The organism is Isoptericola hypogeus (assembly GCF_039531145.1).
GTDB classification, from domain to species: Bacteria; Actinomycetota; Actinomycetes; order Actinomycetales; family Cellulomonadaceae; genus Isoptericola; species Isoptericola hypogeus.
In genome coordinates this window covers 361645-385065 of the sequence record NZ_BAAAPM010000002.1, presented here as the reverse complement: position 1 = coordinate 385065, position 23421 = coordinate 361645, and the positions used below count along the sequence as shown (strand labels likewise).

28 protein-coding genes are annotated in these 23421 nt (G+C 73.2%); 14 read left to right on the top strand and 14 right to left on the bottom strand.

Annotation, left to right across the window (positions count from 1 at the left end; translation table 11 throughout):
* Nucleotides 1–75: 75 nt before the first annotated feature.
* Genes ABD254_RS02110 through ABD254_RS02095 form a run of 4 tightly spaced genes read left to right on the top strand, consistent with a single transcriptional unit; the run spans nucleotide 76 to nucleotide 2310 of the window.
* Complete coding sequence (locus tag ABD254_RS02110) at nucleotides 76–246, top strand: hypothetical protein (RefSeq protein ID WP_344245148.1); 171 nt, start codon at nucleotides 76–78, stop codon at nucleotides 244–246.
* The gene (locus ABD254_RS02105; protein WP_344245146.1) at nucleotides 246–650 is read left to right on the top strand and encodes a YciI family protein; all 405 of its coding nucleotides are present in this window, start codon (nucleotides 246–248) and stop codon (nucleotides 648–650) included. Before ABD254_RS02110 ends, ABD254_RS02105 begins: the two co-directional genes overlap by 1 nt.
* Complete coding sequence (locus ABD254_RS02100; RefSeq protein WP_344245144.1) at nucleotides 650–994, top strand: YciI family protein; 345 nt, start codon at nucleotides 650–652, stop codon at nucleotides 992–994. Before ABD254_RS02105 ends, ABD254_RS02100 begins: the two co-directional genes overlap by 1 nt.
* Complete coding sequence (locus tag ABD254_RS02095; protein WP_344245142.1) at nucleotides 991–2310, top strand: RNA polymerase sigma factor; 1320 nt, start codon at nucleotides 991–993, stop codon at nucleotides 2308–2310. The genes ABD254_RS02100 and ABD254_RS02095 overlap by 4 nt, the downstream gene beginning before the upstream one ends.
* Here ABD254_RS02095 and ABD254_RS02090 read toward each other — a convergent pair.
* The 5 genes from ABD254_RS02090 to ABD254_RS02070 all read right to left on the bottom strand — a co-directional run bounded on the left by ABD254_RS02090 (nucleotide 2271) and on the right by ABD254_RS02070 (nucleotide 6102).
* A complete protein-coding gene (locus tag ABD254_RS02090; RefSeq protein WP_344245140.1) occupies nucleotides 2271–2675 on the bottom strand; it encodes an ectoine synthase in 405 nt (134 codons plus the stop codon). The two genes, ABD254_RS02095 and ABD254_RS02090, sit on opposite strands and share 40 nt — an antisense overlap.
* Before the next feature lie 26 nt (nucleotides 2676–2701).
* Complete coding sequence (gene ectB / locus ABD254_RS02085) at nucleotides 2702–4000, bottom strand: diaminobutyrate--2-oxoglutarate transaminase (protein ID WP_425553615.1); 1299 nt, start codon at nucleotides 3998–4000, stop codon at nucleotides 2702–2704.
* 123 nt (nucleotides 4001–4123) lie between these two features.
* A complete protein-coding gene (gene ectA, locus ABD254_RS02080; protein WP_344245138.1) occupies nucleotides 4124–4729 on the bottom strand; it encodes a diaminobutyrate acetyltransferase in 606 nt (201 codons plus the stop codon).
* Between the two features lie 298 nt (nucleotides 4730–5027).
* Entirely contained in the window at nucleotides 5028–5510 is a 483-nt protein-coding gene (greA, locus tag ABD254_RS02075; RefSeq protein WP_344245136.1) for a transcription elongation factor GreA, read from the bottom strand.
* 181 nt (nucleotides 5511–5691) lie between these two features.
* Nucleotides 5692–6102, bottom strand: a complete 411-nt coding sequence (locus tag ABD254_RS02070) for a DUF4307 domain-containing protein (RefSeq protein ID WP_344245134.1) — start codon at nucleotides 6100–6102, stop codon at nucleotides 5692–5694.
* An 82-nt stretch (nucleotides 6103–6184) separates the two neighbouring features.
* Between ABD254_RS02070 and mca the strand changes: the two genes are divergently transcribed.
* From mca to ABD254_RS02050, 4 genes are all read left to right on the top strand, one after another.
* Entirely contained in the window at nucleotides 6185–7060 is an 876-nt protein-coding gene (mca, locus tag ABD254_RS02065) for a mycothiol conjugate amidase Mca (RefSeq protein WP_344245132.1), read from the top strand.
* The gene (locus ABD254_RS02060) at nucleotides 7057–7455 is read left to right on the top strand and encodes a hypothetical protein (RefSeq protein ID WP_344245130.1); all 399 of its coding nucleotides are present in this window, start codon (nucleotides 7057–7059) and stop codon (nucleotides 7453–7455) included. The genes mca and ABD254_RS02060 overlap by 4 nt, the downstream gene beginning before the upstream one ends.
* Complete coding sequence (locus ABD254_RS02055; RefSeq protein WP_344245128.1) at nucleotides 7452–8363, top strand: nitrilase-related carbon-nitrogen hydrolase; 912 nt, start codon at nucleotides 7452–7454, stop codon at nucleotides 8361–8363. The genes ABD254_RS02060 and ABD254_RS02055 overlap by 4 nt, the downstream gene beginning before the upstream one ends.
* Nucleotides 8364–8512: 149 nt before the next feature.
* Nucleotides 8513–9235, top strand: coding sequence for a hypothetical protein (locus ABD254_RS02050; protein WP_344245126.1), 723 nt, complete (start codon nucleotides 8513–8515; stop codon nucleotides 9233–9235).
* Nucleotides 9236–9250: 15 nt separating this feature from the next.
* On the opposite strand, the gene trhA is transcribed toward ABD254_RS02050, so the two are convergent.
* The 5 genes from trhA to ABD254_RS02025 form a co-directional block, all read right to left on the bottom strand.
* Complete coding sequence (trhA, locus tag ABD254_RS02045) at nucleotides 9251–9997, bottom strand: PAQR family membrane homeostasis protein TrhA (protein WP_425553613.1); 747 nt, start codon at nucleotides 9995–9997, stop codon at nucleotides 9251–9253.
* Nucleotides 9998–10122: 125 nt separating this feature from the next.
* On the bottom strand, nucleotides 10123–10773 hold the full coding sequence (locus ABD254_RS02040; RefSeq protein ID WP_344245124.1) for an ATP-binding cassette domain-containing protein: 651 nt from the start codon (nucleotides 10771–10773) through the stop codon (nucleotides 10123–10125).
* 26 nt (nucleotides 10774–10799) lie between these two features.
* Nucleotides 10800–12227, bottom strand: coding sequence for a hypothetical protein (locus ABD254_RS02035; RefSeq protein ID WP_344245122.1), 1428 nt, complete (start codon nucleotides 12225–12227; stop codon nucleotides 10800–10802).
* Between the two features lie 32 nt (nucleotides 12228–12259).
* Nucleotides 12260–13135: a hypothetical protein gene (locus tag ABD254_RS02030; RefSeq protein ID WP_344245120.1), complete on the bottom strand. Its 876-nt coding sequence runs from the start codon at nucleotides 13133–13135 to the stop codon at nucleotides 12260–12262.
* The gene (locus ABD254_RS02025; RefSeq protein ID WP_344245118.1) at nucleotides 13120–13512 is read right to left on the bottom strand and encodes a hypothetical protein; all 393 of its coding nucleotides are present in this window, start codon (nucleotides 13510–13512) and stop codon (nucleotides 13120–13122) included. The genes ABD254_RS02030 and ABD254_RS02025 overlap by 16 nt, the downstream gene beginning before the upstream one ends.
* Nucleotides 13513–13740: 228 nt before the next feature.
* Between ABD254_RS02025 and ABD254_RS02020 the strand changes: the two genes are divergently transcribed.
* The 5 genes from ABD254_RS02020 to ABD254_RS02000 all read left to right on the top strand — a co-directional run bounded on the left by ABD254_RS02020 (nucleotide 13741) and on the right by ABD254_RS02000 (nucleotide 18009).
* On the top strand, nucleotides 13741–14502 hold the full coding sequence (locus ABD254_RS02020; RefSeq protein WP_344245116.1) for an isoprenyl transferase: 762 nt from the start codon (nucleotides 13741–13743) through the stop codon (nucleotides 14500–14502).
* 51 nt (nucleotides 14503–14553) lie between these two features.
* Nucleotides 14554–15063 carry a MarR family winged helix-turn-helix transcriptional regulator gene (locus ABD254_RS02015; protein ID WP_344245114.1) on the top strand — a complete coding sequence of 170 codons (510 nt, stop codon included), beginning with the start codon at nucleotides 14554–14556 and terminating at the stop codon, nucleotides 15061–15063.
* A gap of 97 nt (nucleotides 15064–15160) precedes the next feature.
* Nucleotides 15161–16306 (top strand): ferrochelatase, encoded by a 1146-nt coding sequence (locus tag ABD254_RS02010; RefSeq protein WP_344245112.1) that lies wholly within the window; start codon nucleotides 15161–15163, stop codon nucleotides 16304–16306.
* Nucleotides 16303–17079 (top strand): hydrogen peroxide-dependent heme synthase, encoded by a 777-nt coding sequence (gene hemQ, locus ABD254_RS02005; protein WP_344245110.1) that lies wholly within the window; start codon nucleotides 16303–16305, stop codon nucleotides 17077–17079. The genes ABD254_RS02010 and hemQ overlap by 4 nt, the downstream gene beginning before the upstream one ends.
* A gap of 72 nt (nucleotides 17080–17151) precedes the next feature.
* Nucleotides 17152–18009 carry a tryptophan-rich sensory protein gene (locus tag ABD254_RS02000; RefSeq protein ID WP_344245109.1) on the top strand — a complete coding sequence of 286 codons (858 nt, stop codon included), beginning with the start codon at nucleotides 17152–17154 and terminating at the stop codon, nucleotides 18007–18009.
* Nucleotides 18010–18025: 16 nt separating this feature from the next.
* Here ABD254_RS02000 and ABD254_RS01995 read toward each other — a convergent pair whose 3' ends face one another.
* The 3 genes from ABD254_RS01995 to ABD254_RS01985 form a co-directional block, all read right to left on the bottom strand.
* Nucleotides 18026–18748 carry a putative protein N(5)-glutamine methyltransferase gene (locus tag ABD254_RS01995; RefSeq protein WP_344245107.1) on the bottom strand — a complete coding sequence of 241 codons (723 nt, stop codon included), beginning with the start codon at nucleotides 18746–18748 and terminating at the stop codon, nucleotides 18026–18028.
* Between the two features lie 203 nt (nucleotides 18749–18951).
* On the bottom strand, nucleotides 18952–20232 hold the full coding sequence (locus tag ABD254_RS01990) for a Glu/Leu/Phe/Val family dehydrogenase (protein WP_344245258.1): 1281 nt from the start codon (nucleotides 20230–20232) through the stop codon (nucleotides 18952–18954).
* Between the two features lie 249 nt (nucleotides 20233–20481).
* Nucleotides 20482–21087, bottom strand: coding sequence for a biotin transporter BioY (locus tag ABD254_RS01985; protein WP_344245105.1), 606 nt, complete (start codon nucleotides 21085–21087; stop codon nucleotides 20482–20484).
* Between the two features lie 219 nt (nucleotides 21088–21306).
* Between ABD254_RS01985 and ABD254_RS01980 the strand changes: the two genes are divergently transcribed.
* Complete coding sequence (locus tag ABD254_RS01980; protein ID WP_344245104.1) at nucleotides 21307–22596, top strand: Nramp family divalent metal transporter; 1290 nt, start codon at nucleotides 21307–21309, stop codon at nucleotides 22594–22596.
* Nucleotides 22597–22621: 25 nt separating this feature from the next.
* Here the strand turns inward: ABD254_RS01980 and ABD254_RS01975 are convergent, their stop codons facing one another.
* A complete protein-coding gene (locus ABD254_RS01975) occupies nucleotides 22622–23374 on the bottom strand; it encodes an AraC family transcriptional regulator (RefSeq protein ID WP_344245102.1) in 753 nt (250 codons plus the stop codon).
* Nucleotides 23375–23421: the final 47 nt, after the last annotated feature.

Below are 23421 nucleotides of genomic sequence, written 5' to 3'. Positions count from 1 at the left end.
TGTCGATCGGGGCGGTCCCCGTTCGTCGTCCTCATGACACGGCCGGCCGGGCCGTGCACGACGAGGAGGCACGAGATGCGATTCCTGGACACGATCCTCGACGCCGCGCGCATGCAGCGGCAGGACGCCACCACCCGGTACCGTGACGGTCGCGCCGCGGGGGACGGGATCGAGACCGCCGACGTGGCGTTCTACGGGCCGATGGTCTTCGGGCGGCCGCTGACCTGGACGGGCGAGGAGGCCTGATGCGCTACCTGATGCTGGTGCTGAGCACCCCCGAGGACCCGCAGCTGCGGGCGGAGGACGCCGCCGGCGCGCCCCCGATCGAGGGCTGGGTCGAGAAGCACTACGGGAACGGGGCCGCCGTCCTGGGCGACCGGCTCCGGCCGCCGCAGGACGCCGTCGGCGTCCGGGTCCGGGGCGGGAAGGTGCTGGTCACCGACGGGCCGTTCTCCGAGACCAAGGAGGCGATCGGCGGCTTCGACGTCATCGACGCGCCCGACCTGGACACCGCGATCGTCATGGCGTCCGAGCACCCCATGGCGCACGGCGGCGCGATCGAGCTGCGGCCCGTGTGGCCGCTGGGGCTCGACGCCGGGCTCGACGCCGCGCCCGGCGCCGACGCCGGTCCGGACGCGGGAGGTGCGTGATGCGCTACCTCCTCCTGGTGGTGGAGCCCGACGAGCCCGACCGCGGCCCGACCCCGGACATCGAGGAGTGGGTGCGCCGCCACGACGCGGACGGCTCCCGCGTCCTCGGTGAGCGGCTGCGCCCGGCAGCCGACGTGCGGCGCGTGCGGGTGGCGGGCGGCGAGACGGTCGTGACCGACGGCCCGTTCACCGAGTCGAAGGACGTGATCGGCGGCTTCGACGTCGTCGAGGCGCCCGACCTGGACGCGGCGCTCGCGATCGCCGCGGAGCACCCCGGTTCCTGGGGCGGCGGGACCGTCGAGGTGCACCCGTTCTGGCCCACCGGGAGCACGCCACCCGCATGACCGCACCCGCTGCCGCCGTCGAGGACGCGTTCCGCACCGAGTGGGGGCGCGTCCTCGGCGCCGTCGCGCGCCACGTGGGCGACCTGGACCTGGCGGAGGAGGCGACGCAGGAGGCGTTCGCCACCGCCCTGCGCACCTGGGCGCGCGACGGCGTGCCCGACCGCCCGGGCGCGTGGCTCACGACGGCCGCGCGCCGGCACGCGATCGACGTGCTGCGCCGTCGTCGGACCGAGGCGGAGAAGACGGCGACGGCGGCTCGGCTCGCCGCCCCGCTGGAGGACGCGGTGGCCGCCGGCGGGCCGGACGATCCGGACCTGGACCTGCTGCGGCTGCTGTTCACCTGCTGCCACCCGGCGCTGCCCCTCGAGGGCCGGGTGGCCCTCACGCTCCGGTCGCTCACCGGGATGACCACGCCCCAGGTGGCCCGGGCGTTCCTCGTGCCGGAGGCGACGATGGCGCAGCGGCTGGTGCGCGCCAAGAAGCGCATCCGGGACACCGGCATCGCGTTCCGCGTCCCGCCGGCCCAGCTGCGGGCCGAGCGCACGTCGTCGGTGCTCATGGTGCTGTACGTGCTGTTCACCGAGGGGTACGACGCCTGGGCGGAGCCCGCCGACGACGTCGCCGGGTGCGCCGACCGGCGGGCGCTGGCCGACGACGCGGTGCGGCTCGCGCGGCTGGCCGCCCGGCTGCTCGACGACGAGCCGGAGGCGCGCGGGCTGCTCGCACTGGTGCTCCTGCAGCACGCGCGCCGCGACGCGCGTGCGGGCGCCGACGGCGTCACGCGGACGCTCGAGGACCAGGACCGCGCCCGCTGGCGCCGCGACGAGATCGCCGAGGGCCTGCGGGTGCTCGACGACGCGCTCGCCGCCGGGCGGCCGGGGCCGTACCAGGTGCAGGCGGCGATCGCCGCGCTGCACGCGCACGCCCCGGACGTCGCCGGGACCGACTGGGCCGAGGTGCTCGCCCTCTACGACGTGCTGCTCGCGATGACGCCGTCGCCCGTCGTCGCGCTCAACCGGGCGGTCGCGGTCGCCCAGGTACACGGGCCGGACGCGGGGCTCGCGGCGGTCGACGCCCTCGCCGCCGACCCGGCGCTCGCCGGCTACCACCTGCTGCCCGCCGTGCGCGCGGAGCTGTGCACCCGGGCCGGGCGGCCGGCCGAGGCCGCCGACGCGCTGCGGGCCGCCCTCGCGCTCGTCGACCGGGAGGGCGACCGCCGCCTGCTGCTGCGCCGGCTGGCCGCCCTCACGCCGGGGCGCGAGGGCGGCGGAGCCGATCAGACGGCGGCGGCCTCGGGCTCGGTGACGAGCGGGTAGACGCCGTCCGCGTCGTGCACCTCGCGGCCGGTGACTGGCGGGTTGAACACGCACACGCACGTGATGTCGGTGCGCGGGCGCACCTTGTGCTTGTCGTGGTCGTTCAGCAGGTACAGCGAGCCCGGCCGCAGCGGGTGCACCTCACCCGTGCCGAGGTCCTCGATCTCGCCCTCGCCGGACGTGATGAACACGGCCTCGATGTGGTTGGCGTACCAGAAGAAGCTCTCGGTGCCGGCATAGAGGGTGGTCTCGTGCACCGAGAACCCGACGCCCTCCTTGGCGAGGACGATGCGCTTGGAGCGCCAGTTCTCGCTCTTGACGTCGGCGTCGGTGTCGGTGATCTCGTCGAGGGTGCGGACGATCATGGATGCTCCTGGGGGAAGGGTCGGGGTCAGGACAGGACGGCGGCGAGGGCGTCGTCGAGGATGGCGAGGCCGCGGCGCAGCTCGTCGTCGGTGATGGTCAGCGGCGGCAGGAACTTCACGACCTCGCCGTCGGGGCCCGACGTCTCGACGAGCAGCCCGCGCTCGAACGCCTCGGCCGTGACGCGGCCGGCGACGTCGCCGTCGGACATCTGCAGGCCCCGGGCGAGACCGCGCCCGCGGGCCACCAGCTCCTGCTCGGGGTAGCGGGCGACCACGGAGTTGAGGTGGCTCTCGACCAGCGCGCCCTTGGCGATCGTGGACCGCTCGAGCGCGTCGTCCGCCCAGTAGGTGCGCAGCGCCTCGGAGGCCGTCGCGAACGCCGGCGCGAAGCCGCGGAAGGTGCCGTTGTGCTCGCCGGGCTCGAAGACGTCCAGCTCCGGGCGCACCAGGGTGAGCGCCAGCGGCAGCCCGTAACCCGAGATCGACTTCGAGAGGCAGATGATGTCCGGGACGATGCCGGCCTCCTCGAAGCTGAAGAAGCCGCCCGTGCGCCCGCAGCCCATCTGGATGTCGTCGACGATGAGCAGGATGCCGTGGCGCTTGCAGAGGTCGGCGAGGCCGCGCAGCCACTCGGCGCGGGCGGTGTTGATGCCGCCCTCGCCCTGCACCGTCTCGACGATCACGGCGGCCGGCTCGTTGAGGCCGCTCCCGCCGTCCTCCAGCAGCCGCTGCAGGTAGACGAAGTCGGGCACGTCGCCGTCGAAGTAGTCGTCGTACGGCATGGGCGTCGCGTGCACCAGCGGGATGCCGGCGCCGCCGCGCTTCATCGAGTTTCCCGTCACCGACAGCGCGCCGAGCGTCATGCCGTGGAACGCGTTGGTGAACGTGATGACCGACTCGCGCCCCGTGACCTTGCGGGCCAGCTTCAGCGCGGCCTCGACGGCGTTCGCCCCGCCGGGGCCGGGGAACATCACCGTGTGGTCGAGCCCGCGCGGCTCCAGCACCAGCTCGTGGAACGTCTCGAGGAACTCCCGCCGCGCGGAGGTGAGCATGTCGAGGCTGTGCACCATGCGGTCGTCGATGAGGTAGTCGAGCAGCACCTGCTTGAGCCGCCGGTTGTTGTGCCCGTAGTTGAGCGACCCGGCTCCGGCGAAGAAGTCGAGGTAGGGGGTCCCGTCCTCCGCGTGCACGGTGGCGTCGACGGCTCGGTCGAACACCGTGGGCCAGGCGCGCGAGTAGCTGCGCACCTGCGACTCGAGGGCGGTGAAGCCCGTCGGGTCGTCGGCCCAGGACGTGGAGGGGAGGGGGATGGTCGGGGATGTCACGAGGACACTCCTTGGGGTGGTGCGCGCCGGTGCGGTTTCGGTGGAGAGGGGCTGCGTCGTCACCTGCGCGCCGGACCGGCGCAACCCGAGGACTCTGGTCGTGGAACAGAGGGCCGCCGGCCGTCAGCGGCCGCGGATGCCGTCGATCACCAGCAGCGGCTCGGCCTCGTGCCCGTCCGGGAAATCCGCGGCCTCGAAGCCCGTGGTCTCGCTCAGCGTGGCGCCGCGCCGCTCGGCCCAGCGGGCGAACAGCCGACGGGACGCCGCGTTGTCGGTCGTCACGGTCGTCTCGACGCGCGTGACGCCGGGCGACCCGTCCACGGCGGCGTCGAGCAGCCGCGCCGCGACCCGGCGGCCGCGCACCCGCTCGTCGACGGCGACCTGCCACACGAACAGCGTGCTGGGCGCGTCGGGGAGCCGGTAGGCCGACAGGAAGCCGACAACCTCGACGCCGGCGCCGCCGTCCGTGCCCCGGCCCGCGCCGCCGGCGGCGTCGTCCAGCACGGCGACGCGGCACGTCGCGGCGAAGTGCCGCGCGAGCAGCAGGTAGGCGTAGGAGGAGTTGAGGTCCAGCGAACCGGAGTCGCGGGCCAGGCGCCACAGTGCGCCGCCGTCCGCCGTCGTCGGCGTCCGGATGGTCAGGTCCTGCAGAGGCGGTCCCTGTGGGGGCTCGCCGGTCGTGCGCTCGTCGGTCGGGTGGTTGGTCGTTGCGGGGTCCGTCGTGTCCATACCGCCGTCGACCCTAGACGCATCCAGGGCGGAATCACATCCGTGCATGACTCTTTCTCGACCGACGGTGCGCGATCGGCCGTCGACTATTCGTTGCCAGGTCAACGGATAGTCCGGGGTCCGGGTCGACCCTGACCCGGCGTGTCATTCGTCTCGCATCGCGAGACGCACGGGTCGCCGCGTGCGCGGGGACGACGAAGACCCGGGCCGGTACCGGCGCTCGGTGAGCGTGGATACCGACCCGGGTCTGCGGGTCGTGCTGGTCTCGCGCCGCAGGATCGGGGATCCCGCCGGGCCGTCAGCCCGCGAAGGGCGTGGCGGCCTTGATCTCGACGGCGATCTCCTTGCCGTTCGGCGCGGTGTAGGACACCTTCGCGCCGATGCGGTGGCCGTCGATCGCGGCACCGAGCGGCGACGTCGGCGAGTACACGTCGAGGTCGGTCGTGCCGGCGATCTCGCGCGAGCCGAGGAGGAACGTCATGTCGTCGCCGGCGACGGCGGCCGTGACGACCATCCCGGCCTCGACCACGCCGTCGTCGGCCGGGGTGCCGACCTGCACGTGGCGCAGCTTCTCGGTGAGCTCGCGGATGCGGGCCTCGTTCTTCGCCTGCTCCTCGCGCGCGGCGTGGTAGCCGCCGTTCTCCTTGAGGTCGCCCTCGTCCCGGGCGGCGGCGATGCGCTCGGCGATCTCGGTGCGGGCGGGGCCGGAGAGGTTCTCCAGCTCGGCCTGCAGCCGGTCGTGAGCCTCCTGGGTGAGCCAGGTGACAGTGCTCTCGGTCACGAGGGCTCTCCTTTCGTGGTGCTCCGTGGGCCTGCGCCGGGCCGCGCGCGTACGGCCGACGCGCGTCGGCACGCGCGTCGGTGGTGCAGGACAGCGTGTGAATCCCTCAGGATAGCCCGGAAATCGCACGGGACCCAGGGGTTTGCCCAGGGCGAACGCCCGCTTCGCGGCCCGTTCCGCCTCAGTCCGTGGGCTCGCAGCCCGCCACGACCCCCGACGTCGCCTCCTCCGAGGTGCGGACCTGCACGGTGTACGTCGAGGTCGTCTGGTCGCTGGGCCCCACGGGCACGTCGACCGTGCCGACCTGGGCATAGCTGGGCGCGAGCGCCTCGACCGTGCACACCGCGGTCGTGCCCGGCGGCATGTGCACCTGGAACGTGACGTCGACCTGCTCCGGGCCCAGGACGTCGAAGCCGACGTCCTCGTACGACACCGGGTTGCTGCGCGACTGCTCGAAGGAGAACCAGGCGACGAGCACCACCGCCGCCACCAGCGCCGCCACGATCGCGACGGTGCGGCCACGGCCGGGGCGGCGGGCCGGCCGCGTGCCGTACCGGTCGGCCGGTGGGGTGGAGATGCTGGGGTCGCTCATGGTGCACCATTGTCCCTGAACCCTGCTGCCGACCGACCCGGGAGGGACTGTGTCCTCCGCCTCGCATGAACCCTTGCGTCTCATGGCGGTGCACGCGCACCCCGACGACGAGTCCAGCAAGGGGGCCGCGACCACCGCGCGGTATGCCGCCGAGGGGGTGGAGGTGCTCGTCGTGACGTGCACGGGCGGCGAGCGGGGCGACGTGCTCAACCCGAGCTTCCAGCCGCCCGAGGGTCACGAGTTCGACTCCATCGAGGGCCGCCGCGAGGTGCGCCGCCTGGAGATGGCCGGGGCGGCGGAGGCGCTCGGGGTGCGGCAGGCCTGGCTCGGCTTCGTCGACTCGGGCCTGCCCGAGGGCGACCCGCTGCCGCCGCTGCCCGACGGCTGCTTCGCGCTGGTGCCACTGGAGGAGGCCGCGGCGCCGCTCGTGGAGCTGGTGCGCGACTTCCGCCCGCACGTCATCACGACCTACGACCCGTCGGGCGGCTACCCGCACCCGGACCACATCAAGTGCCACGAGGTCGGGGTCGAGGCGTACCACGCTGCGGGCGACGCCTCCCGGTACGTCGTCGAGGGCGGGGCCGAGCCGTGGGAGCCTCGCAAGCTGTACTACAACCACGGCTTCTCGATGGAGCGGATGCGCGCGGTGCACGAGGCGATGCAGGGTGCCGGGCTCGAGTCGCCGTTCGGCGACTGGATCGAGTCCCGCGCTGCCCGCGAGATCCCGGAGCGCGAGGTCACCACCCGCATCCAGTCGGCCGAGTTCTTCGCCGCACGCGACGCCGCGCTGGTCTCGCACGCGTCGCAGATCGACCCGCAGGGCTTCTTCTTCGCCGTGCCGCGCGACGTCGAGGTCGACGTCTGGCCCACCGAGGAGTACGAGCTCGCCGACTCTCGCGTGCCGACGGCGCTCCCCGAGGACGACCTGTTCGCCGGCCTGCGGGAGGGCGGGCGATGAGCATCGAGGCGGGTCTGGGAACGCTCTGGGCGCTGGCACCCGCCCTCACCGGCGCGGCAGCCCCGAGCCCGAGCCCCAGCCCCTCCCAGGGGCCGAGCGAGCTGGAGGTCACGCCGGGCCTGGCGGGCTTCCTCGCGACGTTCGCCGTCGCCGCGGCCTGCGTGCTGCTGTTCCTGTCGCTCACGCGGCACCTGCGCCGTGCCACGCGCAACGCGCAGGAGCGGGGCCTGCCGATCGAGGAGCCCAAGCGGATCGCCTTCGGTCGCCACCCGGAGGCCCCGGGCGACGCCGGCCCCGACCGGGGCGCGGACGGTGGCCCGGACGGCGAGCCGGGAACCGGCCCGCACGACGGGCCGCGCGACGACGTCGACGGCCCGGCCGGGGGCCGGGGATGACGTCGCCGGTGCGCGTGACCGTGGGCCAGCTCGCGATCTCGGCCGACCACGCCGCGAACCGGGAGGCCGTGGCCGACGCGTTCGTCTCCGCGGCGCGCGTGGGGGCGGACCTGCTGGTGCTCCCGGAGTACGCCTCCGGGTACGAGCCCCGCGGAGTCGGCGTCGAGCACGCAGAGCCGCTCGACGGCCCGTTCGTCAGCGCGCTGCGTGCGCACGCGGCGCGCTACCGGGTCGCCGTCGTCGCCGGGACCACGCTGCCCGCGACGGGTGCGCCGGCCCCCGTGCCGGGCGAGGCCGCGATGACCGGGCAGATCCCCGCCGTCACGGGCGCCGTGCGCACCGTGACCGGGTCGTTGCCCGCGGCCGTCGCCGCGGCGGGTCGCGCGTCGAACGCCGTGATCGCGGTGGACGCCGACGGCGGGCTCGTCGGGGCCTACCGCAAGGTGCACCTCTACGACGCGTTCGGCGCCCGGGAGTCCGACCGGCTCGAGCCCGGCCCGCCTGACGTCCCGCCGCTGGTGATCCGCCTCGGCGACCTCACGTTCGGCGTCCTGACCTGCTACGACCTGCGCTTCCCGGAGTCCGCGCGCCGCCTGGTCGACGCGGGGGCGGACGTCGTCGTCGTGCCCGCCGCGTGGCTGGACGGGCCGCTCAAGGCCGACCACTGGCGCACGCTGCTGCGGGCGCGGGCCATCGAGAACACCGCCGTCGTCATCGGCGTCGGGATGGCGGGGCCCGGGCTGGTCGGCCGATCGCTGCTGGCCGGGCCGGACGGCGTCGTCGGCCTCGAGCTGGACGAGGCGCCGCAGGTGCGTACGGTCGACCTCGACCCCGAGCCGCTCGCGCAGGTGCGCGCGCACAACCCGTCGCTGGCGAACCGCCGCTACGTCGTCGTGCCGCGTCCCTGACCTACCTACACGACCGTCGGCTCGGCGCCTACAGCGCCGCGAGGACGTGCGCGTCCGTGCCGGTGCGCCCACGTTCACCCGCACAGGTCGAGCGCGCCACCTGCTTGCGGGTGTAGAAAGCCGGTACCGGCCGGAACGGACCCGGACGGGTGACCTCGGTGACGGGAGCGGACATGCCGAAGGGGCCGCTCCCGCGCGTCGGTGGTATCTCGGCCGCTCTGGCTTCGGTCGCCGTGCTCGTCGCGGCATGCAGCGGGTCGCCTGACGTCGTCGTCGCCGAAGGCAGCGACCGCTACCCCAACCTCTCCGCGACCGACTGGGTGACCTACGCCGACCATGTCGTGGTCGCCACCGTGGTGACCGAGCGCGAGATCCCGCTCAGCGCTGAGGAAGAGGCGGCCGGCGAGGGCTCGATGGACCGCCATGTCACGCTCTCGATCGACGAGGTCTCGTGGACGTCCGCGGATCCCCGGCATCCGGCTCCTGCGGCTGAGATCGATTTCCCCGCGTGGGGCTGGGCCGTGCAGGACGGCGAGAAGATCCCCATGGCGGGGGACGACACCCCCCGTCTGGAGATCGGTCACACCTACGTCCTTGCGCTCGTGTGGGAGCCGGCCATCGACGATCCCACGACCCCGATCCCTGCCCGATGGGTCACTCTCGGAGCCGACAGCGTCCTGCCGTACGAAGGAGGGATCGGCGTGGGCGAGCTGGAGGGGGCGCGGCGATCTCAGCCCGTCTCGGTGTCGGCGAACGACCCGAACTTCTCGCTCGAGGACGAGCTGGCAGGCGAATCAGTTTCCGCCCTTGTCGGAGTTCTCGATGCGGCGGAGCCCGGTACTCGGGAGAACTACGGGCCCACGACCGAGTAGTCGACCGCGCGGCGGCTACAGCGCCGCGAGGTAGATCGCGACGGTGTGGCAGGTGAAGCCGACGACCGTCAGCGCGTGGAAGATCTCGTGGAAGCCGAACCATCGCGGCGAGGGGTTCGGGAACTTGGTGCCGTACACCACGGCGCCGAGGATGTACGCGACCCCGCCCGAGGCGACGAGCCAGGCGACCGCGGCCCCTCCCGCGGCGGAGAACTGCGGGATGTACCCGACCGCCACGCAGCCGAGCGCCACGTACACGGGCACGTAGACCCAGCGCGGCGCGCTCATCCACAGCACGCGGGCCACGAGGCCCAGCAGGGCGCCGCTCCAGACGACCCACAGCAGGACCGTCGCGGTGCGCGGCGGCAGCAGCATCACCGCCAGCGGCGTGTAGGTGCCGGCGATGATGAGGAAGATGTTCGCGTGGTCCAGGCGCCGCAGCACGGCCGCGGTGCGCGGCGACCACGTGCCGCGGTGGTAGACGGCGCTGGTGCCGAACAGCAGGACGGCGGTCACGCCGAAGACGGCGCACGCGACCTTGTCCGCCGTGGTGTCCGCGAGCACCACGAGCAAGATCGCGGCGGCCAGCGCGAGCGGGGTCGTGACGGCGTGGATCCAGCCGCGCAGGAACGGCTTGAGCACCGTCTGCACGGCGTCGGACACGGCTCCGCGCGCGTCGCTGACCGCCTCCTTCGCACCGCGGGCGACCCCGGTGACGTCGGGGACGGCCGAGCGGCGGTCGGGCTGGGCGGCTGCTGCCACGGTGGTCTCCTCGCTGCTGTGTAACCTACGCATCCGTAGGTTACGCAAGCGTAGGTGATCGGCGGCGTGGGTGTCGACACGATCCTGAGGAGGTCGTGCGTAGTCCGAGATCCACGATGCGACGATCAGTGCGTCGACGCACGTACAGGCTCGAGCGTGCCCCGATTGATGCGGTGCACCGCGTCGGCCAGCGCGTCGATGTCCTCCTGGTTGTGACTGGTGAACAAGATGGTGCGCCCTTCGTCCCGGAAGATCCGCAACATGTCGCGCACCTCCTCGACCCCGTCGGCGTCGAGAGCGTTGAACGGCTCGTCGAGCACCAAGACGCGCTGCCCCTCCATGAAGGCCTGGGCGAGGGCCAGGCGCTGCTTCATCCCGAGCGAGTAGTTGCCGACCTTCTGGCGGGCGTCCGGGTCGAGGCCCACCTTCCTCATCGCGCCGACGATCTCGTTCCGGCCGATCACGCCGCGGATCTCGGCGAGTCGCTCCAGGTTCGCATAGCCCGTGGCGGCAGCGACGTAGCCGGGCCTGTCGATGATGACGCCGAACTCCTGGGGGAAGGTGTGTCGAGGGGAGAGGTAGGCGGGGTCGATGCGCACCTGCCCGTCGTCGGGCCGAACAAACCCGCAGAGGATCTTGAGCAGCACGGACTTGCCTGAGCCGTTCGGGCCCTGGATCGCCTGGATCGTTCCCGCCTCGAGATCGAAGTCGACGCCCGAGAGCAACTGGTTGCCGCGGAACGACTTGGAGACGCCGCGAAGGCTGACGATGGACATGGATGTATTCCCTTGGTCGAGAAAGTTCAGGAGAGTTCGGCTCCGCGACGCCGAAGTGCCCACGCGGTGACGGCAAGACCCGCGCCACCCCAGATCGAGAGCAACAGCGCGGGGCGGACGGGTGAGGCGCCGTCCCAGACGAGGCTCAGCGAGTTCTGCGCCACGGGCAGCGCGTCGAGAGCGAAAAGGATCGGAAGTGTGCCGGCCACCGCGGCGCCGAGGACGACCAGGCCGGCAACCTCCCGGCCTGAGGCGAAGGTTGCAGCCGACATGAGCAGTACGTACACGAGGAGCTGAGCGGCGGTGGCGAGCACGAGGAACGCGGCGACGCGATCGCTCGCACCGAGGCTCCATGAGCCGTGAACGGCGAGCATCACCAGCGTGTGAACTGCGACCGCCGCGGAGGGGACCGCGACAGCCATGACAACCGTGCGACGCGCGTAGGTGAGCCACCACCAGTGGAGCGCGCTGCGGCACCGGACGAGCTCCGCGTGCGGCCCATGGTGGAGGCGAGCGATCAGACCCACGTGAAGCGTGAACGCCGCCCCGGCGGTGAGCGCAAGATTGAGAGTCACGGCCTGGGGGTCGAAGTGATCCGGGCTCGCGCCGAAGAAGACAGGGGCGAAACCTCCCTGGCCGTCGTCGGTGACGTTCCCCTTCATGAGTTCGGCACCCACGAGCAGCAGGGTGGCGATCAGCGCGTAGAGAGACGTTCCTCGAGGTCGGGCAAGCCGGATCCGCGAGCGCTCGGCGGCGTGACTTGCCGCGAGCAACCCGGCGCCGATCCCTACCGAGCCGCACGCGAGTGCCCACGCCGTCGCGCCCGACGATGCGGCGTGGTGCACCGTGAGGTAGGCGATCGGGCGCAGGGCCAGTGGTGCGTCGGGAGCGATCTTGAACGAGAGCAGGGTCCACAGCCAGAGGGCGAGGCCGATCATGCGCAGGGTGAGCAGGCCTTCGGTCCACGCCGCAACCAGTGCCAGCGTGACGCCGATCGCCCATGCGGAGCAGAGCAGGAGGATGAGCTGGCATCCGACCGCGGCGAGCGGTGGCAACTCGACGAGATGCGCGGCCACGGTGGGCTCGGCCAATCCGGCCATGACCGCGGGGCCCCATCCACCGGCAAGGCCATACGGGGCGGCGATCGCAAGGACGACGACGAGCCAACCGACCACGAAGGGCACCGCTGCCAGCACACCGTCGATCGCGTACGTCGCAGCGGTCCGGGTCCGCGACCCGTGGCGCGCCATCCGTTCCCACGCGGTGGCGGTCGGAGCGCCGCTGGAGCCGACGACGAGGTACCCGGGGACGGCGACGAAGCAGATGAGGTACGGGTTCGCCAGGGACTCGATAACGAGGTCCCATCCGGAGACTCCGGTCGTCCCGAAGGCGCGGACGAGTGTGGCGCGGTCGAGGAGGGTGGCGGACGCGGCGCAGAGGAGAAACAGGCACAAGCATGTTGCGTACCGGTACCGGGAACTTCCGGTCATTCGACGCCCGACGTTTCGTATCGGCGTCGTCGCACCCACGCGTAGGCCAGGGCGACGACCAGGCCGACGCCGGCGAACTGGACGAACGGGTACCAGGCGGGTTGCTGGACGATGTTCGACTGGAAGATCGAGCCCGTCAGGATGAAAGCGTCGAATCCCGCGTACGCGATTGCCACCTGCAGGACCATGAACAGCACCGTGGGAGCCGCCAGTGCGAGGAACCTGTTGCCCACGAGCAGCAGGCACAAGCCACCTACCACCGACCACAAGGCTGCGTTGGCGCCGATCCAGGTGGCCATCGCCACCCCGTAGAGGGCCGGTGAAATGGAGTACAGCGGGGAGAAAGTGGTGCGGCCGGAGACCGGGTGCGGCGTCTCGCCGGCGCCAGGAGGCGTCAACGGGGTGATCGCATGGCCCGCGTTGCCCACGAAGGCGACGAGCGCCGCGATCGCGACGGCGACGAAGAAGACACCGAAGGCGAGAAGTGCGGCCGTGGCGATCCGGGAGTCGAGGAAGGTTCCGATTGGCGTGCGCGGGCGTACCGGTCGGATGAATCCGTGGGAGAGCTCACCGGCGAACCGTGGGAGATAGAGAGCAGTGACCAGCAGGGGGAAGAGCAGCGGGAGCCAGTCGGACATCATGAGAGTGAAGAGGTCGAAGTTGTCCCACAGCCGGTTGCTCGATACCTGGGTGAGTGCCTGCGCGGTAGGGAGGGCGACAATGCCGAGGCCCACGAGCGAGCTCCATGAGCGGCGCGCGCGTCGACTCTCGGTGCGGAGGAGCCGGATGAACAGTTCGTGCGACTCGTGCCGGGCGCCCGTGCGGGCGGGGCGCTCGGCCCCGCCCGCACAGTCGATCAGTTGCTGCGCCACGTGCCGGTCACCTGGACGGCCTTCGACACGTCGAGGTCGTTGCTGAAGTGAAGCCGAACCGACTTGCCCTTCGGGTTGTCGTTGTTGAGCAGCCGGCTGTCGTTGTCGGTGACGTTACGGGTCCAGGTACCAATGTGGTACCCGTCGACTCGAACATCGACCTTGTAGACCCCGCCAACCGTCCCGGAGTGCAGCTGAGCCGATGCGCCGGACGTGTACTGGGTCTGGTACTCGGTGTACCCACTCCCGTTGTACGGGCCGACGGTGGTGTTGTACGGCTTGTTGGTCGTCCCGGCCTGGGCGATGCCCGCACCCGCCACGCTGAGCAGTGCCACGAGGCCGACGGCCGCAGCGGCGCGACGCGTTCGCTTGTTCATATGCGCTCCTTTGTGCACAGTCTTTGTGCACAAAGATTCTCCTGGTCAGGCGGGAGATTGCCGCCAGCCAGCGGCACAGTAGCGCATCAGGACCGGCTTGGCGGCCCACGCCCACGCCGCAACCCATCCCGGGGCGGTACCGTTGTCCCGGTTTTGTCCGTCCCGCCCGCCGGGCGCCTGCGTCCACCCGCGCCGGCACGGCGCGGCCCGAGCCACCGAGGTCCGCCCGTGCGCATGCCCCACCTGCTCTACGGCCTGTACGAGCGGCGTCTGTCCGCCTCGTTGCCGCCGGCGCAGATGCCCCGCCACGTGGGCGTGATCCTCGACGGCAACCGGCGGTGGGCGCGGTCCTTCGGCGAGACCGCGGCGACGGGTCACCGTCGGGGCGCCGACAAGATCGCGGAGTTCCTCGGCTGGGCCGAGGAGCTGGGCGTCGAGGTCGTCACGCTCTGGATGCTCTCCACCGACAACCTCGCGCGCCCCGCGGGCGAGCTGACCGACCTGCTCGACATCATCCGCGACGCCGTCCAGGACCTCGCGGAGTCGCGGCGCTGGCGGCTGCGCGTCATGGGCCGCCTCGACCTGCTGCCCGCCGAGCTCGCCGACTCGGTGCGGGCCGCCGCCGACGGCACGAGCGGCGTGCAGGGCCTGCAGGTCAACGTCGCGATCGGCTACGGCGGGCGGCACGAGATCGCCGACGCCGTGCGCTCCTACCTGCGCGACGCCGCAGCGAAGGGCGCGACCCTCGCCGACCTCGCCGAGCGCATCGACGTCGAGGACATCGCCGACCACCTGTACACCAAGGGCCAGCCCGATCCGGAGCTCGTCATCCGCACGTCGGGGGAGCTGCGGGTCGGCGGCTTCCTCATGTGGCAGAGCGCCCACTCCGAGCTGTACTTCTGCGAGGCCTACTGGCCCGACTTCCGCCGGGTCGACTTCCTGCGCGCGCTGCGCGACTTCTCGCGGCGGGAGCGGCGGCTCGGCCGCTGACATCGGCTCGACCGCCGAGCGGCCGTCGGTGGGCTGCGGCACACTGCGACCGTGACCCCGCCACCTGCCCCGACGTCGTCGTCCGAGCACCGCGCCCCCGCGAGCGCCCGCCAGGCCGCAGACGCCTGGGAGTCGCTGTTCCGCACCCAGGTGGCGATCATGCGGCGCCTGCAGGCCGACGACATCTGGCACGACCTGACGATGCGCGAGTACGACGTGCTGTTCACGCTGTCGCGAGCCGCGGGCGGCGAGCTGCGCCTGCGGGACCTCAACGAGGGCATCCTGCTCGCGCAGTCGTCGCTGTCCCGGCTGGTCGAGCGGCTCGAGGTCCGGGGCCTGGTGGCCCGCTCGGTACCCACCGACGACGCGCGCGGCACTCTCGTGCGGCTCACCGCCGAGGGGGCGCGGCTGCAGCGGGAGACCGGGCTGGCGCACGTCCGCACGATCGAGCGGTACGTCGGCCAGGGCCTCGAGCCTGCGGAGCTGGCGACGTTGGCCGGCCTCCTCGACCGGCTGCGGGCCGCGCAGGAGCACATCCCCGACCGGGCGACGCCGGCCTGATCCCGATGGTGTGCTGACAACCTGTGCCGTCAATGTCACGTCGCCCCGGGGCCGTTCTCGGCCGGTGCTCCGGGCCGCCGGTGGGAGGATGACAGTCATGCCGATGACCCCCCAGTCGTCCGATGCCGTTCCGTACGACGCGCTGCTCCTGTACTCCTTCGGTGGTCCGAACAAGCCGGAGGACGTCGTCCCGTTCCTCCGCAACGTGACCGCCGGCAAGGGGATCCCCGACGCGAGGCTCGAGGAGGTCGGCGAGCACTACTACGGTTTCGGCGGCAAGAGCCCGATCAACGAGCAGAACCTCGCGCTCAAGGCGGCGCTCGAGGCCGAGCTTGCGGCCCGCGGGATCGACCTGCCCGTCGTGTGGGGCAACCGCAACTGGGAGCCGTACACCACCGACGCGATCGACGAGCTGGAGCGCCTCGGCGCACGGCGCGCGGTCGCGCTGGTCACCTCCGCGTACTCGTCGTACTCGGGCTGCCGCCAGTACCGCGAGGACCTCGCGGTGACGCTGGAGAAGCGCGGCCAGCTCGGCCCCGACGGCTCCACCGGCGTGCAGTTCGACAAGGTCCGCTCGTACTTCAACCACCCCGGCTTCGTCGCGGGCAACGCCGAGGCCGTGCTCGAGGCCTACGACGAGCTGGAGAGCCAGGGCGGCGACGCCGCCGCGGCGAAGGTCGTCTTCGTCACCCACTCCATCCCCGACACGATGGAGGCCGCGTCCGGCGTCGGGCACGCCACGTACTCCGCGCAGCACCTCGACGTCGCGGCCGTCATCGCGGCCGTCGTCGCCGAGGTGCGCGGGCACGCGGTCGAGTGGGAGCTGGCGTACTGCTCGCGCTCCGGTCCGCCGTCGCAGCCCTGGCTGGAGCCCGACGTCAACGACCTGCTCGCCGAGCGTGCGGGCGAGGGCCTGAAGAACGTCGTGCTGTCGCCGATCGGCTTCGTCTCCGACCACATGGAGGTCGCCTACGACCTCGACACGGAGGCCATGGCCACCGCCGCGGAGCTCGGCATGACGGCGGTGCGCGCCGGCACGGTCGGCACCCGGCCCGTGTTCGTCGCCGGCCTCGTCGACCTGATCCTCGAGCGCGCGGCCTTGGCCCGCGGGGAGGACGTCGAGCAGGCCACCGTGGGCTCGCTGCCCGCGTTCCCGTCCGTCACGCCGGACGACTGCTGCCTGCGCCGCCACGAGGAGCCCAGCGGCATTCCTGCTCTCTGCTCGGAGGACCTGCACCGATGAACCAGCCCCGCGAGACCACCCACGTGCACGGCGACTCCGGCGAGGCCGTCGACGCCGCCGCGATCAACGAGTCCATCCGGTACGCGATGATCGCCGTCTTCTCCCTCGCCGAGCCACTGCCGGCCGACGACGGCGAGCGCGAGGCCGTGGCCGCCGAGGCCGAGGACGCGCTGTGGGACGGCCAGCCCGCGGACGCCCGCGACCCGGAGCGGGCCGACGGCGACGTCGTCGTGCGCGGCGTCTACGACGTCGCCGGCCTGCGGGCCGACGCCGACCTCATGGTGTGGGTGCACGGCCCGTCCGTCGAGTCGGTGCAGGGCGCCTACCAGCGGCTGCGCGCGTCGCGGCTCGGCTCGGCGCTCGCACCCGAGTGGTCGGTCGTGGCGCTGCACCGCGCGGCCGAGTTCAACAAGGGACACGTGCCGGCGTTCCTCGCCGGCGAGCGGCCCCGCGACTACCTGTGCGTGTACCCGTTCGTGCGCTCCTACGACTGGTACCTGCTGCCCGATGCCGAGCGCCGCACCATGCTGCGCGACCACGGCATGGCCGCCGCCGGGTACAAGGACGTGCGCGCCAACACGATGAGCACGTTCGCCCTCAGCGACTACGAGTGGCTGCTCGCGTTCGAGGCCGACGCGCTGCACCGCATCGTCGACCTCATGCGCGACCTGCGTGCCACCGAAGCGCGGCGGCACGTGCGCGAGGAGGTGCCGTTCTTCACCGGCCCGCGCGTCGCCCTCGCCGACTGGGCGGACAAGCAGCCCCGCGCCTGACGTCGTGGGCGGGGGTCGGCCCTGCCCCGCCGCCGAGATGCTCAGCATGCTGAGGTTTGTCATCCTGGGGTGATGAGCGACACGAGCCGACACTCCGCTCCCGCGCCCGGCCTGAGCAACCCGGGCGGCCAGACCCCTGCGAACGGCCCGACGGGCGCCGACCGCGTCCGGCAGGTCGTCGTGCTCCTGGGCGCCCTGCTCGCCGTGGCGGGAGCCGCCCTCGGGTCGGGCGCCGGCGGCGGTCAGCCCGTCTCGGAGGCGGCCGACGGGGCGCTGTCGGCCGACGCGACGATCGTCGCGCCCGGCTCGCCGGCGTTCACGATCTGGACCGTGATCTACGTCGGGCTCGTCCTCTTCGCCGTCGTGCAGGCGCTGCCGGGCCGTGCCGACGACGCCCGGCTGCGCGCCACCGCCTGGTGGGTGCTGGCGTCCATGCTGCTCAACGCGGCGTGGATCGGCGTCGTGCAGGCCGGATGGCTGTGGGGCAGCGTCGCGGTGATCGCGTGCCTGGTCGCGGTGCTGAGCGTGCTCCTCGTCCGGCTCGTCCGCCTGGCACCATCCCGTCGGCTCGACATGATCGTCACCGACGTCACCGTCGGGCTGTACCTCGGCTGGGTGTGCGTCGCGACGCTCGCGAACACGGCCGCGGCCCTGGCGGTGTCCGAGGTCGGCGGGCTCGGCCTCGGCCCGAGCGGCTGGGGCGCCGTCCTCGTCGTCCTGGGCGCGCTGGTCGCCGTCGCGGTGGCCCTCTTCGGGGCCCGGCGTCCGAGCATCACCATCCCCGTCGGGCTCGCCGCGGGCTGGGGCATCGCCTGGATCGCGGTCGCCCGCGTCCAGGGCCCGTTGGTCGACGAGACGGTGGCCGTGGTCGCGACGGTCGCCGCAGTGCTCGCCGCGGCCACCCCCGTCGTCCTCGCGCTGCGGCGCTGACGGCGGGGCCCGCCCGTCACCGGGGAAGGGTCGCGACGACGACGGTGCCACCCGTCGCGTCGTCCGCGTCGGGGTCGGCGTCGGTCACGACGCGCGGCGCGAGCCCGGCGCGCCCGACGAGCGCCGTCGCCCGGGCGACCTGGCCGGTGCCGACCTCGAACAGCAGTGACCCGCCGGGGGCGAGCCAGGCCGGGGCCGCGTCGACGACCCGGCGCACGACGTCGAGCCCGTCGCCCCCGCCGTCGAGCGCCACCGCGGGCTCGTGCTCGCGCGCCTCGGGCGGCATGGTCGCGATGGCGTCGGTCGGCACGTAGGGGGCGTTGCAGAGCAGGACGTCGGCCCGGCCGCGCAGCTTGGCCGGGAGCGGGTCGAACAGATCGCCCGTGCGCACCGCGCCGCCCAGCGGCTCCAGGTTGCGCCGGGCGTGCCCGGTCGCGGCGGGATCGACGTCCAACGCGTGCAGCGCGACATCGCGGCCGTCCTCGCGCAGCCCGAGCAGCACGGCCCCGCCCACGGCGCCGCAGCCGCAGCACAGGTCGAGGACCGTGACCGCCCCGGGGCGCCGGGGGAGCGACAGCGCGGCGGCGACCATCAGCTCGGTGCGCCGGCGCGGCACGAACACCCCCGGGCCCACCGACCAGCGCCGTCCGGCGAACGCGACCCAGCCGAGCACGTGCTCCAGGGGCTCGCCGGCCACGCGCCGGGCGACCAGCCGCTCCAGCCGTGCGGGGTCGATCACCGCGGCAGTTCGGGATCAGGGCGGCAGCTCGAGCTGCCGCCGTGATCCCGAACTGCCGCGCTGATCGGTCGACGCGGGACGGCCGGCGGCCTCGAGCAGCAGCGCCCCCTCGTCCTCCGCGAAGACACAGCCGGCGGCCCGCAGCCGCGCGAGGAGGTCGTCGCGCGGCTGCGGCGCGGCGGCGGGAGCGGGGCCGTCGTCGATCAGGGGTACAGCCCGCGGATGCGGTGGGCCTCGGCGGTGCGCTCGATGCCGATGACGAGGGCGGCGTCGCGCAGCGACAGGCCCTGGCGGCGCGCGAGGGCGGACACGTCCGCGTACGCGGACGTCATGCGGTGCTCGAGCTTCTCGGCGATCTCGGCCTCGGTCCACCAGTACGTCTGGTTGGCCTGCACCCACTCGAAGTAGGACACGACGACGCCGCCGGCGTTGGCGAGCACGTCAGGCACGACGACCACGCCGTTGCGCGCCAGGATCTCGTCGCCGGCGGTCGTGGTAGGGCCGTTCGCGCCCTCGACGACCCAGCGGGCCCGGACCTGCCCGGCGGTGCGCTCGTCGAGCACTCCCTCCACGGCGGCGGGCACCAGCACGTCGACCTCGAGGCCCAGGAGCTCGTCGTTCGACAGGGCGTCGGCGCCGTCGAACCCGACGACGGAGCCCGTGTGCGCGACGTGCTCGAGCAGCCGGTTCACGTCGATGCCCGCGTCGTTGCGCAGCCCGCCGTACTGGTCGCTGACCGCGACGACCTTGGCGCCGCGCTGGGCGAAGATCGCGGCCGCGTGCGACCCGACCTTGCCGAAGCCCTGCACGGCGACCGTGACGTCGGTCAGCGGGACGCCCGCCTCCTCGAGGGCGGCGGCGGTGACGTGCACGATGCCGGCGCTGGTGGCCGTGCCCCGGCCCCGCGACCCGCCGACGGCGAGCGGCTTGCCCGTGACGACGGCCGGGATCGTGTAGCCGCGGTTGACGGAGTAGGTGTCCATGACCCACGCCATCGTCTGCTCGTCGGTGCCCATGTCCGGGGCCATGACGTCCGTGTCGGGGCCGATCATCGGCATGATCTCCGACGTGTACCGGCGGGTGACGCGCTCGAGCTCGGCCTGCGAGTAGTGCCGCGGGTCGATCGCGACGCCGCCCTTGGCGCCGCCGTAGGGCAGGTCGACGATGCCGCACTTCCAGGTCATCCACATGGCGAGCGCCCGCACCTCGTCGATGTCCACGCTCGGGTGGTAGCGCAGCCCGCCCTTGCCGGGGCCGCGCGAGATGTTGTGCTGCACGCGGAAGCCGTGGAAGAGCACGGTCTCGCCGTCGTCGCGGCGCAGGGGCACGGCCACGTGGATCTCGCGGCGCGGGGTGGCGAGCATCTGGTGCTGGCCGGCGTCGTAGCCGAGGAGCTCGACGGCGGAGGCGAGCTGGCTGTGCGCCGTCGCGAGCGGCGAGCCGGCGGCGGGGTGGCCGGGGGCGGCTGCGGGGGCGGCGGGCAGGGGCGAGTCGGAGATCGACGTCGTCGTCACGGGTCCTCCAGGACACGGTGCCGGTGACCCCTGTGGGAGCTCCGGCGGGGGTGGCGCGGCCCGGGATCGTGGGCCTCGCGGCCCACCGTAGCCGCATTCCCGGGCCGCCCACGAGGTGGCCGCACGCGCTTCGCGAACCCCTGCCGGAAGGCTGACCGGAGGTTGACCCCGCGCTGACCCGGGAGCACCCCGGGTCAGCGCGGGGTCAGCACGCGCGCGTCAGCGGACGAGGCGCCAGGCCGACGGCAGGAGCGCGGCCGCGAGGGCGGCCTTGATCGCGTCGCCGGGCAGGAAGACGACGGCGCCGGTGAGCAGGGCGGCGCCGGCCGGCATGCCGGTGCTGACGGCGAGCCACGGCACGCCCACGGCGTACACGGTCAGCGAGCCGAGCGCGTACGCCCCGGCGGTGGAGAGCACGCGCCGGTCGGCGCCTCGGCGCGCGAGCGCGCCCACGACCACGCCGGCGACGACGAACCCGACGAGGTAGCCGCCGGTCGCGCCTGCGACCGACTCCCACCCCGAGGACGCCCCGGCGAACACGGGCAGGCCCACGACGCCGGCGCCGAGGTACACCGCCTGGGCGGCCGCGCCGCGCCACGGCCCGAGGGCGGCTGCGCCGAGCAGGACGGCGAACGTCTGGCCCGTGAGCGGGACCGGCAGCCCGGGGACCGGGACGACGACCTGGGCGGCGAGCGCGGTGAGGACCGCGACCGCGACGACGAGCGTGACGTCGCGGGCGAGGGCGCCGGGCACGAGGTCCGCGAGGACGCGACCTGACGGGTCTCGGCGGCGGGCGGGGGCGAGGGGGAGCGCGGCAGCGGTCATGCCGTCGACGCTAGGGCGCAGCCCGCCGCCGGGTCACGACCGGCGGGCACCAAGAGTGAGGGCGCCGAGTTTGTGCGGGTCGTACACACACCCGGCGGCGTGCCGTGTGCCAGGGACCACGGGCGGGCCGGAACGTTGTGGGAATCGTGCACGACGGACCGCGGCGCGCCCGGCACGCCGCCGGCCGGGCGTCGGCGGGCTTTGGTAGCCTCCGGCGCCATGGCAGACAAAGACGTCGAAACGCCCCCCGTCCAGCACGAGCTCGCCGACGAGCGGCCCCGCTGGCGCATCGTCGGGCCCGGGCTGGTGGTCGCCGCCACCGGCATCGGCGCGGGAGACCTGGTGGCCACCCTCGTGGCCGGCAGCCGCTTCGGCTACACGCTGCTGTGGGCTGCCGTGGTGGGCGTCCTCATCAAGATCGTGCTGGTCGAGGGGGCCGGGCGTTGGTCGCTCGCCACCGGGCGCACCATCTTCGACGGCTGGAAGTCGCTGGGCGCCTGGGCGTCGGTGTACTTCGGCGTCTACATCGTCGTGTGGGGCTTCAGCTACGGGGCCGCGGCGATGTCCAGCACCGCGCTGCCGCTCGCGGCGCTCTTCCCGCAGGTCGAGCTGATCTGGTTCGCGATCGCGTCCGGGCTCATCGGGGCCGCCGTCGTCTGGCTGGGCAGGTACAAGACGTTCGAGGTCGTCATCGCCGTGCTGGTCGGCCTCATGTTCGTCACCATCGTCGGCTCGGCGGTCCTCACGGTGCCGAACCTGGGCGAGATCGTCCGCGGCCTCGTCCCGCGGATCCCCGAGGGCTCGCTCATCTACACGCTCAGCCTCGCGGGCGGCGTCGGCGGCACCATCACCCTGGCCGCGTACGGGTACTGGCTCAAGGAGAAGGGCTGGCACACGCCGGGCTGGATGAGGGTCATGCGAATCGACAACGCCATGGCCTACGTGATCTCCGGCGTCTTCGTCATCTCCATGCTCATCGTGGGCGCCGAGCTCCTGTACTCCTCCGGCACCACGATCGCCGACGGCGAGGGCGGGCTCGTGGACCTCGCCGACGTGCTGGCCGAGCGGTACGGGGCCTTCATGGCGCCGCTGTTCCTGGTGGGCTTCTGGGCGTCGTCGTTCTCGTCGGTGCTCGGCGTGTGGAACGGCGTGTCCCTGATGTTCGCCGACTTCGTCGCCACCGCCCGCGGGCTGGGCGAGGACGACCCCCGCCGGAAGTCCGGCGGCACGTACTACCGGGCGTACATCCTGTGGCTCACCTTCCCGCCGATGCTGCTGCTCCTGCTGGACAAGCCGATCGCCCTGGTCGTGGCCTACGGCGCGCTGGGCTCGTTGTTCATGCCGTTCCTCGCGATCACGCTGCTGATCCTCATGAACTCCTCCCGCGTGCCCGAGCGGTGGCGCAACCGGCCCTTCACCAACGTGGTGCTCGTCCTGATCGCGGGGATGTTCGTCGTCCTGGGCGTGCAGCAGCTCATCGAGGCCCTCGCCCCCGTCGTGGGCGGCTGAGACCCCGCGCCGGGCGGCCGGTCGGTCAGCGCGCGCTGCGCCGGAACGACGACGGCGTCTCGCCCGTGAGGCGGGCGAACGTGCGGGTGAACGACGGCTGGTCGTAGAAGCCGGCGGCCGTCGCGACCTGCGCGAGCGGCGTCGTCGTCGACGTCAGCAGGTGCGCGGCCCGGTCGACGCGGGCCCGCAGCACGAGCTGGCGGGGGGAGAGGCCGAAGACCTTGCGCACGCGGCGGTCAAGGACGGCGGGGGTGCTGCCGGCCAGCGCGGCCAGGTCGGCGACGGCCAGCGGGACCCCGGGGGAGTCGTCCAGGTGCGCCTCTACCGCGGCCACCAGGCGCGCCATCGCGTCCATCGTCGCGTCGTCCGCGTCGCCGGACCGCAGGTCCTGCGACACCGACACCAGCCCGGCCACCCGGCCCGCGTCGTCGCGCACGGGCAGCTTGGCGGTGAGGAACCAGCCGGGCGTGCCGCCGACGCGGCGGATGAGCTCGAGCTCGTTGCGCAGGGGGCGGCCGGTGCGCAGCACCTCGGCGTCCTGCGCCTCGTAGCGCTCGGCCAGCTCGGGCACGAAGAGGTCGGTCGCCCGGCGGCCCAGCACCTGCCGGCGCGAGCGCTCGTTGGTCCGCCGCACGAAGACCTGGTTGACCGCGATGTAGCGGCCCTCGGCGTCCTTGGCGCAGAACATCACGTCGGACAGCTCGTCCATGAGCGCGACCATCACCGGGGACAGGGGGGCCATCAGCCCTGTCGTCGGGTTGTCGGAATCCGGGCTCATCGCGTGCCCGATCGTACAAGACGAGCCCTCGCGGCAGGGCGCACCCT

Bases quoted from the DNA above. Each gene is read 5' to 3' on its own strand.
- ABD254_RS02110 (WP_344245148.1), top strand. From the start codon at position 76: ATGCGATTCCTGGACACGATCCTCGACGCCGCGCGCATGCAGCGGCAG.
- ABD254_RS02105 (WP_344245146.1), top strand. From the start codon at position 246: ATGCGCTACCTGATGCTGGTGCTGAGCACCCCCGAGGACCCGCAGCTG.
- ABD254_RS02100 (WP_344245144.1), top strand. From the start codon at position 650: ATGCGCTACCTCCTCCTGGTGGTGGAGCCCGACGAGCCCGACCGCGGC.
- ABD254_RS02095 (WP_344245142.1), top strand. From the start codon at position 991: ATGACCGCACCCGCTGCCGCCGTCGAGGACGCGTTCCGCACCGAGTGG.
- ABD254_RS02090 (WP_344245140.1), bottom strand. From the start codon at position 2,675: ATGATCGTCCGCACCCTCGACGAGATCACCGACACCGACGCCGACGTC.
- ectA (WP_344245138.1), bottom strand. From the start codon at position 4,729: ATGGACACGACGGACCCCGCAACGACCAACCACCCGACCGACGAGCGC.
- ABD254_RS02070 (WP_344245134.1), bottom strand. From the start codon at position 6,102: ATGAGCGACCCCAGCATCTCCACCCCACCGGCCGACCGGTACGGCACG.
- mca (WP_344245132.1), top strand. From the start codon at position 6,185: ATGGCGGTGCACGCGCACCCCGACGACGAGTCCAGCAAGGGGGCCGCG.
- ABD254_RS02060 (WP_344245130.1), top strand. From the start codon at position 7,057: ATGAGCATCGAGGCGGGTCTGGGAACGCTCTGGGCGCTGGCACCCGCC.
- ABD254_RS02055 (WP_344245128.1), top strand. From the start codon at position 7,452: ATGACGTCGCCGGTGCGCGTGACCGTGGGCCAGCTCGCGATCTCGGCC.
- ABD254_RS02040 (WP_344245124.1), bottom strand. From the start codon at position 10,773: ATGTCCATCGTCAGCCTTCGCGGCGTCTCCAAGTCGTTCCGCGGCAAC.
- ABD254_RS02025 (WP_344245118.1), bottom strand. From the start codon at position 13,512: ATGAACAAGCGAACGCGTCGCGCCGCTGCGGCCGTCGGCCTCGTGGCA.
- ABD254_RS02010 (WP_344245112.1), top strand. From the start codon at position 15,161: ATGCCGATGACCCCCCAGTCGTCCGATGCCGTTCCGTACGACGCGCTG.
- hemQ (WP_344245110.1), top strand. From the start codon at position 16,303: ATGAACCAGCCCCGCGAGACCACCCACGTGCACGGCGACTCCGGCGAG.
- ABD254_RS02000 (WP_344245109.1), top strand. From the start codon at position 17,152: ATGAGCGACACGAGCCGACACTCCGCTCCCGCGCCCGGCCTGAGCAAC.
- ABD254_RS01985 (WP_344245105.1), bottom strand. From the start codon at position 21,087: ATGACCGCTGCCGCGCTCCCCCTCGCCCCCGCCCGCCGCCGAGACCCG.
- ABD254_RS01980 (WP_344245104.1), top strand. From the start codon at position 21,307: ATGGCAGACAAAGACGTCGAAACGCCCCCCGTCCAGCACGAGCTCGCC.
- ABD254_RS01975 (WP_344245102.1), bottom strand. From the start codon at position 23,374: ATGAGCCCGGATTCCGACAACCCGACGACAGGGCTGATGGCCCCCCTG.